The sequence below is a fragment of the Corynebacterium sp. ACRQJ genome, from assembly GCF_022346045.1.
GTDB classification, from domain to species: domain Bacteria; phylum Actinomycetota; class Actinomycetes; order Mycobacteriales; family Mycobacteriaceae; genus Corynebacterium; species Corynebacterium evansiae.
Genome location: NZ_JAKRMT010000009.1, coordinates 22,723 through 37,593, shown reverse-complemented (window position 1 = coordinate 37,593; position 14,871 = coordinate 22,723). Strand labels below are relative to the sequence as shown.

The 14,871-nt window shown below is 59.8% G+C and carries 19 protein-coding genes; 3 read left to right on the top strand and 16 right to left on the bottom strand.

Annotation, left to right across the window (positions count from 1 at the left end):
- Positions 1-226: 226 nt before the first annotated feature.
- From map to rpsH, 9 genes are all read right to left on the bottom strand, one after another.
- On the bottom strand, positions 227-1,021 hold the full coding sequence (gene map / locus MHX52_RS06360; RefSeq protein ID WP_239317201.1) for a type I methionyl aminopeptidase: 795 nt from the start codon (positions 1,019-1,021) through the stop codon (positions 227-229).
- 135 nt (positions 1,022-1,156) lie between these two features.
- Positions 1,157-1,702, bottom strand: a complete 546-nt coding sequence (locus MHX52_RS06355; protein WP_035003036.1) for an adenylate kinase — start codon at positions 1,700-1,702, stop codon at positions 1,157-1,159.
- The gene (secY, locus tag MHX52_RS06350; RefSeq protein WP_070488724.1) at positions 1,699-3,033 is read right to left on the bottom strand and encodes a preprotein translocase subunit SecY; all 1,335 of its coding nucleotides are present in this window, start codon (positions 3,031-3,033) and stop codon (positions 1,699-1,701) included. The genes MHX52_RS06355 and secY overlap by 4 nt, the downstream gene beginning before the upstream one ends.
- 332 nt (positions 3,034-3,365) lie before the next feature.
- Positions 3,366-3,815, bottom strand: coding sequence for a 50S ribosomal protein L15 (gene rplO, locus MHX52_RS06345; RefSeq protein ID WP_034984966.1), 450 nt, complete (start codon positions 3,813-3,815; stop codon positions 3,366-3,368).
- 2 nt (positions 3,816-3,817) lie between these two features.
- Positions 3,818-4,003, bottom strand: a complete 186-nt coding sequence (gene rpmD / locus MHX52_RS06340; protein ID WP_011274133.1) for a 50S ribosomal protein L30 — start codon at positions 4,001-4,003, stop codon at positions 3,818-3,820.
- A gap of 3 nt (positions 4,004-4,006) precedes the next feature.
- Positions 4,007-4,648: a 30S ribosomal protein S5 gene (rpsE, locus tag MHX52_RS06335; protein ID WP_011274134.1), complete on the bottom strand. Its 642-nt coding sequence runs from the start codon at positions 4,646-4,648 to the stop codon at positions 4,007-4,009.
- A gap of 40 nt (positions 4,649-4,688) precedes the next feature.
- Positions 4,689-5,093: a 50S ribosomal protein L18 gene (gene rplR, locus MHX52_RS06330; protein WP_011274135.1), complete on the bottom strand. Its 405-nt coding sequence runs from the start codon at positions 5,091-5,093 to the stop codon at positions 4,689-4,691.
- Positions 5,093-5,629 (bottom strand): 50S ribosomal protein L6, encoded by a 537-nt coding sequence (gene rplF, locus MHX52_RS06325; RefSeq protein ID WP_011274136.1) that lies wholly within the window; start codon positions 5,627-5,629, stop codon positions 5,093-5,095. The genes rplR and rplF overlap by 1 nt, the downstream gene beginning before the upstream one ends.
- A gap of 18 nt (positions 5,630-5,647) precedes the next feature.
- Positions 5,648-6,046, bottom strand: a complete 399-nt coding sequence (gene rpsH / locus MHX52_RS06320) for a 30S ribosomal protein S8 (protein ID WP_011274137.1) — start codon at positions 6,044-6,046, stop codon at positions 5,648-5,650.
- A gap of 845 nt (positions 6,047-6,891) precedes the next feature.
- Here rpsH and MHX52_RS06315 point away from each other — a divergent pair.
- Positions 6,892-7,314 carry a hypothetical protein gene (locus MHX52_RS06315; protein ID WP_070488727.1) on the top strand — a complete coding sequence of 141 codons (423 nt, stop codon included), beginning with the start codon at positions 6,892-6,894 and terminating at the stop codon, positions 7,312-7,314.
- 90 nt (positions 7,315-7,404) lie between these two features.
- Here the strand turns inward: MHX52_RS06315 and rplE are convergent, their stop codons facing one another.
- Genes rplE through rplN form a run of 3 tightly spaced genes read right to left on the bottom strand, consistent with a single transcriptional unit; the run spans position 7,405 to position 8,663 of the window.
- Entirely contained in the window at positions 7,405-7,974 is a 570-nt protein-coding gene (gene rplE, locus MHX52_RS06310) for a 50S ribosomal protein L5 (protein WP_011274139.1), read from the bottom strand.
- Positions 7,975-7,976: 2 nt separating this feature from the next.
- Positions 7,977-8,291 carry a 50S ribosomal protein L24 gene (rplX, locus tag MHX52_RS06305; RefSeq protein WP_005291939.1) on the bottom strand — a complete coding sequence of 105 codons (315 nt, stop codon included), beginning with the start codon at positions 8,289-8,291 and terminating at the stop codon, positions 7,977-7,979.
- The gene (gene rplN / locus MHX52_RS06300; protein ID WP_005291942.1) at positions 8,292-8,663 is read right to left on the bottom strand and encodes a 50S ribosomal protein L14; all 372 of its coding nucleotides are present in this window, start codon (positions 8,661-8,663) and stop codon (positions 8,292-8,294) included.
- 612 nt (positions 8,664-9,275) lie between these two features.
- Here rplN and MHX52_RS06295 point away from each other — a divergent pair.
- Together MHX52_RS06295 and MHX52_RS06290 are read left to right on the top strand one after the other, a co-directional pair.
- Positions 9,276-9,629, top strand: a complete 354-nt coding sequence (locus tag MHX52_RS06295; protein ID WP_239317199.1) for a hypothetical protein — start codon at positions 9,276-9,278, stop codon at positions 9,627-9,629.
- A gap of 159 nt (positions 9,630-9,788) precedes the next feature.
- Positions 9,789-10,712 carry a siderophore-interacting protein gene (locus MHX52_RS06290; RefSeq protein WP_239317197.1) on the top strand — a complete coding sequence of 308 codons (924 nt, stop codon included), beginning with the start codon at positions 9,789-9,791 and terminating at the stop codon, positions 10,710-10,712.
- Here the strand turns inward: MHX52_RS06290 and MHX52_RS06285 are convergent.
- From MHX52_RS06285 to MHX52_RS06270, 4 genes are read right to left on the bottom strand one after another with little or no spacing between them, the layout of a single operon-like run.
- On the bottom strand, positions 10,709-11,503 hold the full coding sequence (locus tag MHX52_RS06285) for an ABC transporter ATP-binding protein (RefSeq protein ID WP_239317195.1): 795 nt from the start codon (positions 11,501-11,503) through the stop codon (positions 10,709-10,711). The two genes, MHX52_RS06290 and MHX52_RS06285, sit on opposite strands and share 4 nt — an antisense overlap.
- Positions 11,500-12,561, bottom strand: a complete 1,062-nt coding sequence (locus MHX52_RS06280) for an iron chelate uptake ABC transporter family permease subunit (protein ID WP_239317192.1) — start codon at positions 12,559-12,561, stop codon at positions 11,500-11,502. Before MHX52_RS06280 ends, MHX52_RS06285 begins: the two co-directional genes overlap by 4 nt.
- Positions 12,558-13,589, bottom strand: coding sequence for an iron ABC transporter permease (locus MHX52_RS06275; RefSeq protein ID WP_239317189.1), 1,032 nt, complete (start codon positions 13,587-13,589; stop codon positions 12,558-12,560). Before MHX52_RS06275 ends, MHX52_RS06280 begins: the two co-directional genes overlap by 4 nt.
- Positions 13,590-13,625: 36 nt before the next feature.
- Complete coding sequence (locus MHX52_RS06270) at positions 13,626-14,582, bottom strand: iron-siderophore ABC transporter substrate-binding protein (protein WP_049050529.1); 957 nt, start codon at positions 14,580-14,582, stop codon at positions 13,626-13,628.
- Positions 14,583-14,871: the final 289 nt, after the last annotated feature.

Genomic DNA, 14,871 nt, shown 5'->3' with positions numbered 1-14,871 from the left:
CTTGTAGGTCCTCAAGAAACGATTATGTTTAGCCTACTCGCAATACTTGATTCCCCAATAATCGCCCGTCGCCCATCAACCCCACCCCTGCTGCCCCCTCACCACTGCCGTCTTCCCTACTACGGCTCTCCCCAACTACGCTCCCCTGCCATCCCCAACACTGCTGCGCCCCCGACACCGCGCCTGCCGGGGCAGGCGGCAGGGGGCGTCACCAAGAAAGAAGGAGCTACTTGCGCGGCGTAAGGATCCGCGGGCCGTCGGCGGTCGCGGCGACGGTGTGCTCCCAGTGCGAGGAGAAACTGCCGTCATCGGTCAGCACCGACCACTCGTCGTCCAGCACGTAGGAATCCGCCGTGCCCAGCGCCAGCATCGGCTCGATGGCCAGCACAGAGCCCTCCTGGATCTCCGGGCCTCGCCCACCGCGGCCCTCGTTAGCCAGGTACGGATCCTCATGCATGGTGCGGCCGATGCCGTGGCCGCCGTAACCATCGACGATCCACAGCTCCACGTCGAACTTCCGCGCAGCGGCTTCGGTCGCCTTTTCCAGCGCCCAGGACACGTCCGTCAGGCGGTTGCCGGGCACCATTGCCTTCAGCCCCTCGTACAGCACCCATTCGGTCGCGCGGTTTAGGCGGTCGTGCTCGTCTGCGATCTCGCCGATGCCGAAGGTCCAGGCGGAGTCCCCCACCCATCCGTCGAGCGTTGCGCCGCAGTCGATGGAGATCAGATCGCCTTCCTTCAGCACCACATCTGCGGACGGGATGCCGTGGACGATCATGTCGTTCGGGCTCGCGCAAATGGAACCCGGGAAGCCGCCGTAGCCCTTGAAGGTCGGGGTGGCGCCGTGGTCGCGGATGACCTGCTCGGCCACGCGGTCCAGGTCAAGCGTGGTCTTGCCCGGCGCCGCAACCTTCTTGACCTCCTGCAGCGCCAGTCCGACGATCTCCCCGGCGGCCTGCATCGCATCCAGCTGCTCGGCAGTTTTCGCCGCGATCTTCTTGTTCTTTCGCCTAAAGCCCATGTGGTTTCGCTTCTGTTCTCTTTGCTTACTCGTTCTTTCTTAGTGACGCCCCTCGCGGGGCGAATAACCACAAATCCCGCCAGGTCGGACCGTGTGGGGCCGGCTGGCGGGATCAGCGATTCTTGCGCAGGGTGTTTACTTGTCCAGCGCGTTCAGCGTGGTGCAGGAGATGTCCTCCACGGTGCCCTCCGCGTCGATGTTCAGCAGAACGTCCTTGTAGTGGTCGATCAGCGGGGCGGTCTCCTCACGGTAGACCTCCAGGCGGGTGCGGATGGTGTCCTCGTTGTCATCGTTGCGGCCGCGGGCCAGCATGCGATCAACAACAACGTCTTCGGAGACTACGTAGTTGATGACTGCGTCCAGGGAGTGGCCGTCCTCCTGCAGCATCTTCTCCAGCAGCTCTGCCTGCTCGATGGTGCGGGGGAAGCCGTCCAGCAGGAATCCGTCGGCGGCATCGTCCTGGTTCAGGCGGTCGCGGACCATGTCGGCAGTGACGGAGGTCGGGACCAGCTTGCCAGCGTCCATGTACTCCTGCGCCTGCTTGCCCAGTTCGGTGCCCTGGGAGATATTGGCGCGGAACAGATCGCCGGTGGAGATGTGCGGGATCTTCAGTGCATCGGACAGCAGTGATGCTTGGGTACCCTTGCCAGCGCCGGGAGGGCCGAGCAGAACTAGTCTCATTTGAGGAATCCTTCGTAGTTAGACTGCATAACTTGCGATTCGAGTTGCTTGATCGTGGTCAGGGCAACGGATACCAGAATCAGGATGGCGGTACCACCGAACGGCATCTGGCCCTGGCCTGCGGCCTGCGTCGTCTGCACACCCATGTTGATGAGGATGTTAGGCAGAACGGCAATGAGCGCCAGGTAGATGGAACCGACGATCAGCAGACGGTTCATCACATATCCAAGATACTCCGCGGTCGGGCGGCCCGGGCGGATGCCCGGAATGAAGCCACCGTACTTCTTCATGTTATCCGCCTGATCGTAGGGATCGTACTGGACGGAAACGTAGAAGAAGGAGAAGAAGATGATCAGTGCCACATACAGCAGGATGTACTGCCAGGCAGCCGGGTCCGTCAGCACGGACATGACGTTCTGGTTCCACCAGTTCTCCTGTCCAGCACCTTCCGGGTTTCCGGACTGGATGATCTGAGTAATCAGAATCGGAACCGTAAGCAGCGAGGAGGCGAAGATCACTGGGATAACGCCGGCCTGGTTAACCTTCAGCGGCAGGTACGTGGAGGTCTCGCCGTACTGGCGGCGGCCAATCATACGCTTTGCGTACTGAACCGGGATGCGGCGCTGGCCCTGCTCGATGAAGACCACGCCGACGACCAGGATCAGCACTCCAACCAGCACTGCGCCGAAGACGAAGCCACCGGAGCTGGAGAAGATGGAAGCGCCCTGCGCCGGCAGAGAGGTGGCAATACCCGCGAAGATCAACAGCGACATGCCGTTGCCGATACCGCGGTCGGTGATCAGCTCACCCATCCACATCAGCAGCACCGCACCGGAGGTCATGACCAGCACCATAACTACCAGCCCGAACACACCCGTGCCGTCCTTCAGTACCTGCACGCCCTGCCCCAGCAGCTGCCGGCGATCCGCCAGCGCCACGATGCCCGCGGACTGCAGCAGCGCCAAAGCCACGGTCAGGTAACGGGTGTACTCCGTCATCTTCGCCTGGCCGGACTGGCCTTCCTTCTTCAGCTGCTCGAACTTGGGGATCACCACTGTCAACAGCTGCACGATAATCGAGGCCGTAATGTACGGCATGATACCGACGGCGAACACCGAAAGCTGCAGCAGTGCGCCACCTGAGAACAGGTTGATCAGCGAGTACATGGCCGAGCTGTCGGTCAGGTCGGAGATCTGCGACTGGATCGAGCCGTAATCCACGCCTGGGGTGGGGATCTGGGCGCCGATGCGATAGAGGATGATCATCGCAAGCGTGAACAAGATCTTCTTGCGAAGATCAGCGTTCTTGAACGCCGAGGTGAGGGCGGACAAACTTTGCCTCCTGTGTAGTTTCTTACCTTCGTGCGGGATCTGCTGGCCAGCGCACCTGCACTTCAAGATACGCCCGCATAGAGGCGACACCAATTGCAACCTGTACAGGTTAGCAGACAGGACAAATGCTTAGGTTACTGTACCACCCATAGCGCACTACAAATTAAGCGCCACCGCCCTACCACCGGCCCCGCTCTATCTACCTGGAATCATCGCCCGCCGAAATGAGGGCGTCAATAGATAAAGAAAGAAATCGCCCCGCCAGCGCAACAATGCACTGGCGGGGCGATTCTTAAGAGCTAAGCGCGGCTAGAGCGGGCTAGCCGTCTTGTTTACTTAGCCTCGGTAGCGGTGCCACCGGCAGCCTCGATCTTCTGCTTTGCAGAGCCCGAGAACTTGTTAGCGGTGACGTTCAGCTTCACGCTGATCTCGCCGTTACCCAGAACCTTCACCGGCTGGTTCTTACGAGCCAGACCAGCTGCAACGATGTCTGCAACGGTGACGTCGCCACCGTTGGAGAATGCCTTCTCCAGGTCAGACACGTTTACCACCTGGTAGGTGACCTTGGCGGGGTTCTTGAAGCCCTTCAGCTTAGGCAGGCGCATGTGCAGTGGCATCTGGCCACCCTCGAATGCTGCCGAAACCTGCTTACGAGCCTTGGTGCCCTTGGTACCACGACCTGCGGTCTTACCCTTAGACGCCTCACCACGACCCACGCGGGTCTTGGCCTTCTTGGCGCCCGGAGCGGGGCGGAGGTCGTGGAGCTTAATTGGATCGCTCATGTTTACTCTCCTGCCACTTCTTCGACCTCGACCATGTGGCGCACAGTGTTGATCTGGCCGCGGACGATCGGGTTGTCCTCGCGGACGACCGTCTGGCCAATGCGCTTCAGGCCGAGAGAGCGCATGGAATCGCGCTGCTTCGGCTTGGTTCCGACCAAGCCCTTAACCTGGGTGATCTTCAAAGCCATTGCTTATGCCCCCTGTCCTGCTGCACGGGCGCGCAGCATAGCGGCCGGAGCAACCTCGTCCAGGGACTTGCCACGGCGTGCGGCAACCTCTTCCGGACGGACCAGCTGCTTCAGGCCAGCCACGGTTGCGTGGACAATGTTGATGGCGTTGTCGGAGCCCAGGGACTTCGACAGGATGTCCTGCACGCCGGCGCACTCCAGCACCGGGCGGACAGCGCCACCAGCGATCACACCGGTACCGGGTGCTGCGGGCTTCATCATGACGATGCCTGCAGCGTCCTCACCCTGAACCGGGTGGGTGATGGTGCCGTTGATCATCGGTACGCGGAAGAAGTTCTTGCGAGCCTCTTCTGCGCCCTTCTGGATGGCGGCAGGGACTTCCTTGGCCTTGCCGTAGCCGACGCCGACCATGCCCTGGCCGTCGCCGACGATGACCAGCGCGGTGAAGCTGAAGCGGCGACCGCCCTTCACAACCTTCGAGACGCGGTTGATGGTAACCACGCGCTCGATGAACTGGCTGCGCTCATCCTGCTGGTTGCGACGATCGTTGCGGCCACCGCGGTCGTTGCGGCCGTTACGCTCGTTGCGCTCCTTCTTGTCGTTGTTCTCGGCGGAGCGTCCGCCGTTACGTTCACGTCCCGACATCACGCGTTCCTTCCGTTGGTGTTGTTCGTGGAGTTGGTCATTAGAACTTCAGACCACCTTCGCGGGCAGCATCAGCCAGAGCGGCGACGCGGCCGTGGTACTTGTAGCCCGCACGGTCGAAGACGACAGCCTCGATGCCAGCGGCCTTGGCGCGCTCGGCGATCAGCTGACCGACCTTCGCACCGCGAGCCTTCTTGTCGCCCTCCATAGCGCGCACATCGGCTTCCATCGTGGATGCTGCGACCAGGGTGTGGCCTGCAACATCGTCGATGACCTGTGCGTGCATGTGGCGAGAGGTGCGGTGAATTACCAGACGCGGGGTCTCCGGGGTGCCAGAGAGGGTCTTGCGGATACGGAAGTGACGACGTGCGCGTGCGGTGCGGCGGCGGGTGGAAATGTCCTTGCCCACCGGCAGACGCTTTTCGTTTTGTGCAGTGTTGCTCATTACTTACCCGTCTTTCCGACCTTGCGACGGACCTGCTCGCCCTCGTAGCGAATGCCCTTGCCCTTGTAAGGATCGTCCTTACGCAGACGGCGGATGTTCGCGGCGATCTGTCCGACCTGCTGCTTGTCGATACCTGCGATGGAGAACTTGGTGTTGCCATCCACGGCGAAGGTGATGCCCTCCGGTGCCTCAATCAGCACAGGGTGGGAGTAGCCCAGTGCGAACTCCAGGTTCTTGCCCTTGAGCTGCACACGGTAGCCAACACCGAAGATTTCCATGTTGATGGTGTAGCCCTTGGTCACGCCCTCAATCATGTTGAAGACCAGGGAGCGGGACAGGCCATGCAGGGAACGATTCTTGCGGTGATCATCCGGGCGGGAAACGACGAGCTCCTCGCCTTCCTGAGCCACGGTGATCGGGGCCGGAATGTCCTGGCTCAGGGTGCCCTTCGGACCCTTGACCTCGACAGACTGGCCGTTGATGTTGATGGTGACGCCAGAGGGGACAGCCACCGGTGCCTTGCCAACACGAGACATGGTTTAGACCTCCTCTAGTTACCAGACGTAGGCGAGAACTTCTCCGCCTACACCCTTGTTCTGAGCCTCACGGTCGGTCAGCAGGCCGTGGGACGTGGAAATGATGGCCACGCCCAGGCCGCCGAGAACCTGCGGCAGCTCGTTGGACTTTGCGTACACACGAAGACCCGGCTTGGAGACACGGCGCAGCCCGGAGATAGAACGCTCGCGGGACGGGCCGTACTTCAGCTCGATGTCCAGTGTCTTGCCAACCTTGGCGTCATTGACGGTGTAGTCAGCGATGTAACCCTCCTCCTTCAGAATCTCGGCGATGTTCGCCTTGATCTTGGAGGAAGGCATGGAGACGGACTCGTGGAACGCGTTGGATGCGTTCCGCACGCGGGACAGCATGTCCGCGATGGGATCAGTCATGGTCATAAGTTTTGACCTATAGCCTTTCTCATTGCGGTTCCCAGCCCACCCAGGATGCGTGTACCGCGCGCTTGCTGGCTACTAGCGCGCCCCATGCTAAATAACGTGGGGTGCTCGCCGCCGTGTCCGCGCGGCCGCTTTATTGGGCGAGGGGCCTACAACAAAGTGGTTTGATGTTTACACTGCTCACGCTGCCAACCCAGTTTTGGGCATGGGGCAACGCAAGACCTGATAACTCTAGCAATCACCTGCGGGTTTCCCCAAATCGCTGTTTTTCTTGTTTTGGGACGCCCCTAGGGCCAGAAATCCAGCAGATCAGGAGTAGGCCAGTCCCAGTCACGACCTAACCCAAAAGTCCGCGCGCTCACCCGACCGCTTCCGCGAGCTGGGGATCGTGGCAATCTTTGAACCCGCGGATGCGTAGGCGCTTCGGTCGGTGAACTAGACCGGCGGAGGCAAGGGGCGTCACAAAAGAGTCAACTACCTTCAACAACCCCCGGCGACCGTGACGGTGGCTACGTGCGGGGGTTTAGGCGGCGGCTTAAGCGGTGGCGTGCGGGGTTAGTGTGGCGCGTCAAGCAGTGACGGATAAGCGAACACTGTGTGTAGCATTTGTGCTACATGAGCGGAAAAACAAGAGGAATTAAGTGTCCCTACCTGCACGTTTCAGCCGTTACGTGAATTGCCTCACACTTTTGCTGCACCTGTTGCGAGAGTGAGGCGCAATTCACTACACATGTTGTACGTACACGAAGTACAGACTTGCGGCACCTGGTCGGAACTCGCAGAACCGATCACTACCCCGCCGCAACTTTGCAGTTTTTATACACCCCTCTCGGAAGGAGATTCCTTTGAAGTTCAAGAAGTCCCTCATCACCCTGGCCGCAGCATCCTCCGTCGCCCTGGCTGGCGTTCCGGCTGCAGTTGCAGACGACGCCGCTGAGGCACCGGTCGCCGCCGATGTCGCAACCCAGCCGGCTGCCGACGAGGCCGCACCGGCTGAGGACGCTACCGCTGGTGATGACCAGGCTGAGGCAGACGACGAGGCCGAGGCTGGCGAGACCGCAGACGAGAACGCCGAGGGCACCGAGAACGAGGGTTCCTCCGAGGGCTCCACCGAGGAGGGCACCCAGGGCTCCATCGACGACGAGAAGAAGGAGAAGCTGAAGGGCTCCATCGACAAGCTGGTCGGCTGGGACGACTCCACCTCTACCCTGGACAAGGTCAAGGACGTAATCGGCTTCATCGGCAAGATCGTTAAGATCTTCCTGTAAACCGGCAGCGGATACCAAAAACAAAGAACCCCCGCTTCCCTATTATTCGAGGAGAACCTCGATGGGAAGCGGGGGTTTTGTCACGCTGATTTACTCAGCGGAGCCCTTCTGCTTGAAGGGGAAGCCCAGCTCGCGCAGCAGTGCGCGGCCTTCGTCGTCGTTGGTTGCAGTGGTAACGACGGTGATGTTCATACCGCGAGGACGGTCGATCTTGTCGACGTCGATCTCGTAGAACATGGACTGCTCAGACAGGCCGAAGGTGTAGTTGCCGTGGCCATCGAACTGCTTGTCATTCAGGCCGCGGAAGTCACGAATACGCGGCAGAGCGACGGTCAGCAGGCGGTCCAGGAACTCCCACATGCGGTCGCCACGCAGGGTAACGCGGGCGCCGATGGGCATGCCTTCACGCAGCTTGAAGTTAGCGATTGCCTTCTTCGCGGTACGGATCTGCGGCTTCTGACCGGTGATCTTGGTCAGGTCTTCGATTGCACCGTTGATCAGCTTGGAATCGCGAGCAGCGTCGCCGACACCCATGTTGACGACAACCTTGGTGACGCCCGGGATCTGCATGACGTTCTCGTAGCTGAACTCGCCGTTCAGCTTCTCGCGGATTTCCTCACGGTAGCGAGTCTTCAAACGTGGGGTGTAGTTTTCGCTCATCGTTAGATGTCCTTCCCGTTGCGCTTGGACACGCGGATCTTCTTACCGTCTTCGTCGAAGCGGTAGCCGATACGGGTCGGGTTGCCGTCGGAGTCAACGACCATCACGTTGGACACGTGGATCGGAGCTTCCTGGGTAACGATGCCGCCGGACTCAGCGCCGCGCTCTGGAGCGGAGTTTGCAACGTGCTTCTTGATTCGGTTGACGCCCTCGACCAGGACCTTGTCGCGCTGCGGGTAGGCCTCGATGACCTTGCCCTTTGCACCCTTGTCCGGGCCGGAGATTACCAGTACGGTGTCGCCCTTACGGATCTTCATTTAGAGCACCTCCGGAGCCAGGGAAACGATCTTCATGAACTTCTTGTCGCGAAGCTCACGTGCGACCGGGCCGAAGATACGGGTGCCGCGGGGATCGTTGTCGTTTGCCTTGATGATGACAGCCGCGTTCTCATCGAATGCGATGTAGGAGCCGTCCGGACGACGGGTCTCCTTCTTTGCGCGGACGATGACAGCCTTGACGATGTCGCCGGCCTTGACGGTGCCGCCCGGTGCAGCTTCCTTGACGGTAGCTACGACGACATCACCGATACCAGCGGAGCGTCGAACGGAACCACCGAGCGGACGGATGACCAGGATTTCCCGGGCACCGGTGTTGTCGGCAACTCGCAGACGCGATTCTTGCTGAATCACTTGAGTCTCCTAATTTGACCTAGATTTTTGCTTGCCGTGCGTGGGATTTCCGACCCTCGCGCACGCGGTCCGTGCCAGCGCGTTCAGTTCATCGTGAACTCACTTCGCTTTCTGGCAACCGCTATATTCTTCCACATCCCTGTTCGGCCGACCAAATCGCCGTATCAGAGTTTTTCGGGGCGGCGGTGGATTTCGCTCTGCGGGGGTATGTTGGCTCACCCCCGCGTAACGCTATTTTCATTCTTTATTGACGCCCCCTCACTCCCCATTGCTTCGACATTCCAGCAGGTCTGCTAACACTGAGCCCGCATGGTGTTTTGGCCATCAAAATCTCTGGCCTGAATATGCCCGTAGCGTGGGGTTATGTTTAAAAACTTAAGTACCCGGAACGGCGCTCGCACTGGTAGAAGGGCAGCTTCGGCCAGATCCTTCTTCGCGCTAACAGGCATCTTTCAGCCTGTACCCAGGCGACATAAAGAATCGTTTATGCACCGCTTCAGCGGGCAGGTAGCACTTTTGCACCGTGCTTAAAGTTCACGGGCATGTTAAATTTATCCCCGTACCACGGCCAGTTCCGGCCGACGCACCATCTTTCACGTGAGGATAAAACACATGAAGCTCAAGAAGTCCCTGCTGGCTCTGACCACCGCCGCTACCGTTGCAGTTGCTGGCTCCACCGCTGCTGTTGCTGAGGAGCCCAACACCCCTGCAGGCTCCATCGTTACCGACAACGACAAGGGCGGCGACAAGCCCGGCACCGAGCCGGGCAAGGATGGCAACAACGACGGCAAGCCCGGTAAGAAGGACCTGGCTGGTTCCACAAAGTTCTTCGGCTGGGACGAGGACACCAAGCCCCTGAAGAAGCTCCAGGACGTTACCGCTCTGATTACCGCTGTCGGCGCGCTGGTGGCCGGCATCGTTACGCTGGTTAACAACTTCGACAAGCTGGGCAAGCTGGTCAAGTAACCAGGACTCGGTTCCACCAGGAGCCAAATTCGGGCTGACTACATAGACAAGTTAGCCGAACAGATTCCAGCCCCGCCGCGATCCCCGAATCGCCGCGGGGCTTTATCTATGCCCCCGCTCTTTCACTCTCCCTCAGGTAAGGGTAGGCTCACGTCCACTATGGTTTCGAGTCCTTTTACCCTGAACACTCCGACGAACACTTCCGCTTACCGCGCAGCCTTTTCTGACCACCAACTCCTGGCCGCCCCAGCTGAACCACACCACCAGATCATCCGCGCCACCGTTTACGACGTCAGTACCCCGGCAGAGAACCTGCAACGGATTGTCATCCACTCCCCTGAATTAGTCGGCTTTCAACTTTCCGGCCCTGACGAATTCTTTGGCCTCTTTATGCCCGCTAAGCCCGGCGAGAATCTCCATCTACCACTCCACGGAGGTGGCGCCAATATCCGCGCAAGCGTTGCAGCCATGCCGGAGACCCAACGCCCAAATCTACGTTGGTACACCGTACGCTCACTCGATCCCGAGTGCGGACAGATAACTTTCGACGTGGCGACACATGGCGTCAAAAATCCAAAGGATGAACACGTCGGACCAGGGCTCGCCTGGGCTCTTGCAACTCGTGTTGGCGACCAGGTAGGCATCTGGACATGCCAGGGCCTCTGGCACCGCTCGCAAAGTTCACAAACACTTATCGCAGACCCATCTGCCGCACCTTCCGTTCGTGCCATCCTGGAGTACGCGCATGCCTTCGCTCCGGAACAGTTGCGCGACATACACCTCGTAGTGGTCGCCGAGAACCACGGTGACCTCGAGCCATCCCTCGTCGCCGACTGGGAGAGCAAGCTGGGCAGCCTCGAAGTGCTGTTTAGCGCTACAACGGACTTCAGCGCGGCAGTGATGTCCCACCTACAGCAACTGGACCGTGCCGAACACCCTGCAACCCAGTCGAAATACGTCTGGGTCGCGGGCGAAGGGCAACTCTGCAAGGAAGTACGGCGCCACGCAGTTCACACCTGGGGCCTCAATAGCGAATCCGTGCAGTGGTGCCCCTATTGGTTCCTCGGCAGGGCGCGGCCTTAATTAGCCACAATGCCTCGCGGCACAATGATCGGAGCCATACCGCGGGGATCTTCCCACACCTCGGCATTCAGGCCATATGCCTCGCGCAACACATCCACCGTCAGAGCCTCCTTTGGAGAACCCTCGGCGATCTTTTCCCCCTCCTTCATGACGATCATCTCGTCGCTAAAAGCTCCCGCCAGGCCAAGATCATGAAGCACGGTAATCACCGTCTTGCCCTCTTGAGCGAGCTCCCGCACGATACTTAGAATCTCTATCGCATGTGCCGGATCCAGGTACGTTGTCGGTTCGTCCAACAGCACAATTGGCGTATCCTGCGCCAACACCATCGCCATCCAGACCCGCTGCCGCTGGCCGCCAGAAAGCTCCGCCACGTCGCGGGCAACAAGATTGTCGACCTTCGTCTTCTTCAGCGCCTCGCGCACTTTTTCTTTATCTTCTGACGCCGTCGCTCCCCCACCCCAGAGCGATCGACGATAAGGGTGCCGTCCGCGTTCCACGAGTTCTCCAACGGTCAACCCCGCCGGACACAGCGGGTGTTGTGGCAAAAGCGCAATTAGTTGGGCGGCTTCACGCGCCCGCAAACTATGCACGTCTTTCTCCTGGGCAAGTACCTGTCCTTCGGTGGGAGCAAGCAGCCGAGAAAGCGTCTTGAGCAACGTCGACTTGCCACAACCATTGGGGCCTAAGAGCGTGGTGACCTTCCCGGGCTCTGCATCGAAAGACACGTCTTTAACGATGCTTGGGCCGTCGTTGTAGCCCACGGTGACGCGATCAACACGAACGTTCATTGAACCATTCCTTTCAGAGTTCCGCGACGGGCCGCCAACCACACAAGCAGCACCAGCGCGGGGCCACCGATGATGGCGGTAACCAAACCCACAGGGGATGTAAATGGCAGTGCGCCCGCCACGACGGCGCACGCAGCTAATAGAGCGGCGCCTGCGAAAGTAGAGCACAGCGGATGGGGCGTGGGAGTGGCCGCCACCAGCTTGGCCAGCTGAGGAGCCAACAGTGCGACGAATCCAATCGGGCCGACAAACGAAACCACCACCGCGACGATGCCCGTTGCGGCGATGAGCAAAATAGCTCGCACCCTTGTGACATTTACTCCAAGTGTGGACGCGGTGGCGTCATCATGAGAAAGAAGAGGAACGTCGCGCGTAACGCAAAGGCCTAAAACTACGAAGGGCAATAGGCCCAACGCCATAGGCAACAAAGCTTCCGTGCGCACAAAGCCGGTAGACCCAGCGAGCCAGGTTTGAGCATCCGTGGCACGAGTCAAGTCAGCCCTGAGCAACAGATACTGCACTAAGGACTGTGTGAGGAACGACAGTGCCAGGCCGATGACCACTACGCGCTGGGACGTCCCGAAACCACCGAGTAGAACGAGCAAACCAACGATTACTAGTGCGCCAACCAAAGCGAGTGCAGCACGCCACCAGAACGTCGGCAACTCCTCGCTCCATGCGGGGCGGGTGACTACGGTGCCCGCCACAACCAGAACCGCTGCGCCACCGGAGACACCGAGAATGTCCGGGCTAGCTAGCGGATTGCGAGCCATGGTCTGGGTCCACGCGCCGGCCAGCCCCAGCGCCGCGCCGACCAGAACGGTAGCGATTGCTACAGGCAGGCGGAGATCCCACACCACGTTGATTGCTTGCTGTGTGCCCCCACCAGTGAGCACTTCGATGACTTCCATCGGGCTGAGCTTCACCGCGCCTTGCCCCAGAATCAGGCAATAACACAGAGCCGCTATGAGGGCGAACCCCGATGTGGCTGCCAAGATGCGTCTGCTTCGTGAACGCTTGATACTACGGATAGACGTCATATCGCTCATATCGCTCATATCGCCAGCTCCGAGTCATTCGAGGTCGGTGAGCTCTTCTTACGCCGTACCGCCAGAATCATCACTGGAGCGCCGACAATAGCTAGGACAATGGACATTTCCAGCTCGTTAGGCTGCAGGACGAAGCGGCCCACAATATCGGCTAGCAGTACAGCCGCACCGCCGACGATGGCAGTTGGTAGCAAGAGGCGGGTAAGTGCCGGGCCGGTAAACGGGCGCAGTAGGTGTGGCACGGCGAAGCCCACGAATGTCACAAGCCCCACGGTGGCAGTCGCCGAGCCGGCGAGGATGATCACCGCTGCGGCAGCCAACAAGCGGGTTCTCGTGGGCGAGCTGCCAAGGGAACGGGCGGAGTCCTCTCCCATCGCAAGTAGATCCAGCGGGCGTGCTGCAAGCGCACCACATAGAGCACCTAGTGCTAGACCTAAAGCAGCTAAGGCCACGTCTTCCATACCCCGCCCAGCCGTAGAGCCGACAGTCCAGCGACGGAGCCCTTCCAGGGTGTCGGAAGAATAGAGGCTCAGCATGTTCGTGGCCGCTTGCAGGGCAAAGGTAACTCCCACGCCCACCAGTACCAGAGTTAGTGGGTTACGGGATACGCGGGAAATCAACAGCACGACTAGAGCGGCGACGGCAGCTCCGACGAGTCCCACAAGTGTCCGCTCCCCGACCGTCGTTGCCCAGCCCAAGGTCAGTGCCGCGGCGACTGCGAAACTCGCTCCGGCGTTCACGCCGATAATGCCGGGGTCTGCCAAGGGGTTGCGGGTCCAACTCTGAGCAATGGCACCCGCCATAGCCAGGGCCGCACCTGTGACCACAGCCAAGAGCGTGCGTGGAACGCGCAGATCCCAAATAATGCCGGACTGTTCAGCATTAATCCCGGACTGCGCGGACGGGTGCGGACCATGCATAAGAATGCTGGTCACCTCGCCAATGGAAAGATCTTTGGAACCCAAGTACAGGGAAGCGAGCAGAAGCAATGCCAAACCAGCGAGTGCGGCCAAAGCAAGCAAACGCCGGGAAAACACCAAAGAATGTCGAGTTCTTGACGCAGACACTTTCAACTAGATTGCGTCAGAGAACTTGTCGACTGCCCAGGGGATGGTCAATGGGTTCGGCATACTCATTGCATTGCCCACGTTCTCGTCCATCCAGCGGACCTTGCCTTCGCGAACAACATCCAGCTTGCTGAATGTTGGATCCTTCTTCAAGGTATCCGCGGCACCCTGGTAATCAAGGACGAAAAGATAATCGACGTTGTTGAGGTCGCTGTAGTTCTCAGGTGCGATGTCGCGATAGAACTCGCCCCCGTCGCCTTCGAGCTCCTTCGGGATCTCGAAGCCCAGGCTCTCGATGAACTGCCCGCGGCCGTCACCGGAGGTGTACAGGCCGATCTTTCCCTGATAAGGCATGACGATAGCCGCACGCTTGCCCTTGAGTTCAGGATGCTGCTTTTGGAAATCATCGAAGGCCTTCTGCGTTTCCTTGACAAGCTTGTCGCCTTCTTCTTGCTTGTCTACAGCGCCGGCGATCTGGTTGACCTGATCCCGCCATGGGATCTGCCAGTCCGTGGCACCGTCTGGCTTAACGGTGGTTGGGGCGATGTCATTAAGCGCCTTCTTCGCCTGCGCGTCTACGGCAGAGTTCACCGCAATGATCTTGTCCGGATCAGCGGCGGAGATCTTCTCCAGGATTTCAGCAGTGAATCCGTTGGCGGTACCGTAGACCACCTCTGGTTTGTTGTCGCCGAGCTTTTCGGTAGCCCATGGGCCGACGCCAGACGCATCAACATCCCCCTCAGCACCCCAGGGCGCTACGAGGACTGGTTGGATGCCAAGGGCGAGCAAGGTATCGCTGTCTCCCAGGCCAACTGCGGCGATGCGCTCGTCCCCGGTGCCCTCATTTTTTGACGCCGCCGCGTCATCGCCTCGGGAGCAACCAGACAGAACAAGAGTGGATGCTGCCAAGACAGCGGCGGTCTTCAGTGCCGCTCGACGGGTCAGCGAATTGTTTCGAAACATGTGAAAGCCTAACGTGTAAGGAACTCTTTGAGGCGCTGTAAAGTACCCGTAGCCCCAAAGGGCTGATGGCCTCTTTCAGCTACGGTGGATTCAGCAATCGCGCCCATCTTACACAGGTTAGGCTAACCACACAAAATGCTGCCCTAAGTTAATTATTTTGGGGGATGTGTGGCCGCCGATATGGAGGCAGCTCAGCCGCTAGGGGCCAGCCGACAGGGGGCACTTTAGAAACGGTTTAGCAAACCACCAAACGTCCGCCGCTCCTCCACACGCTTCGCCCGAGACAAAT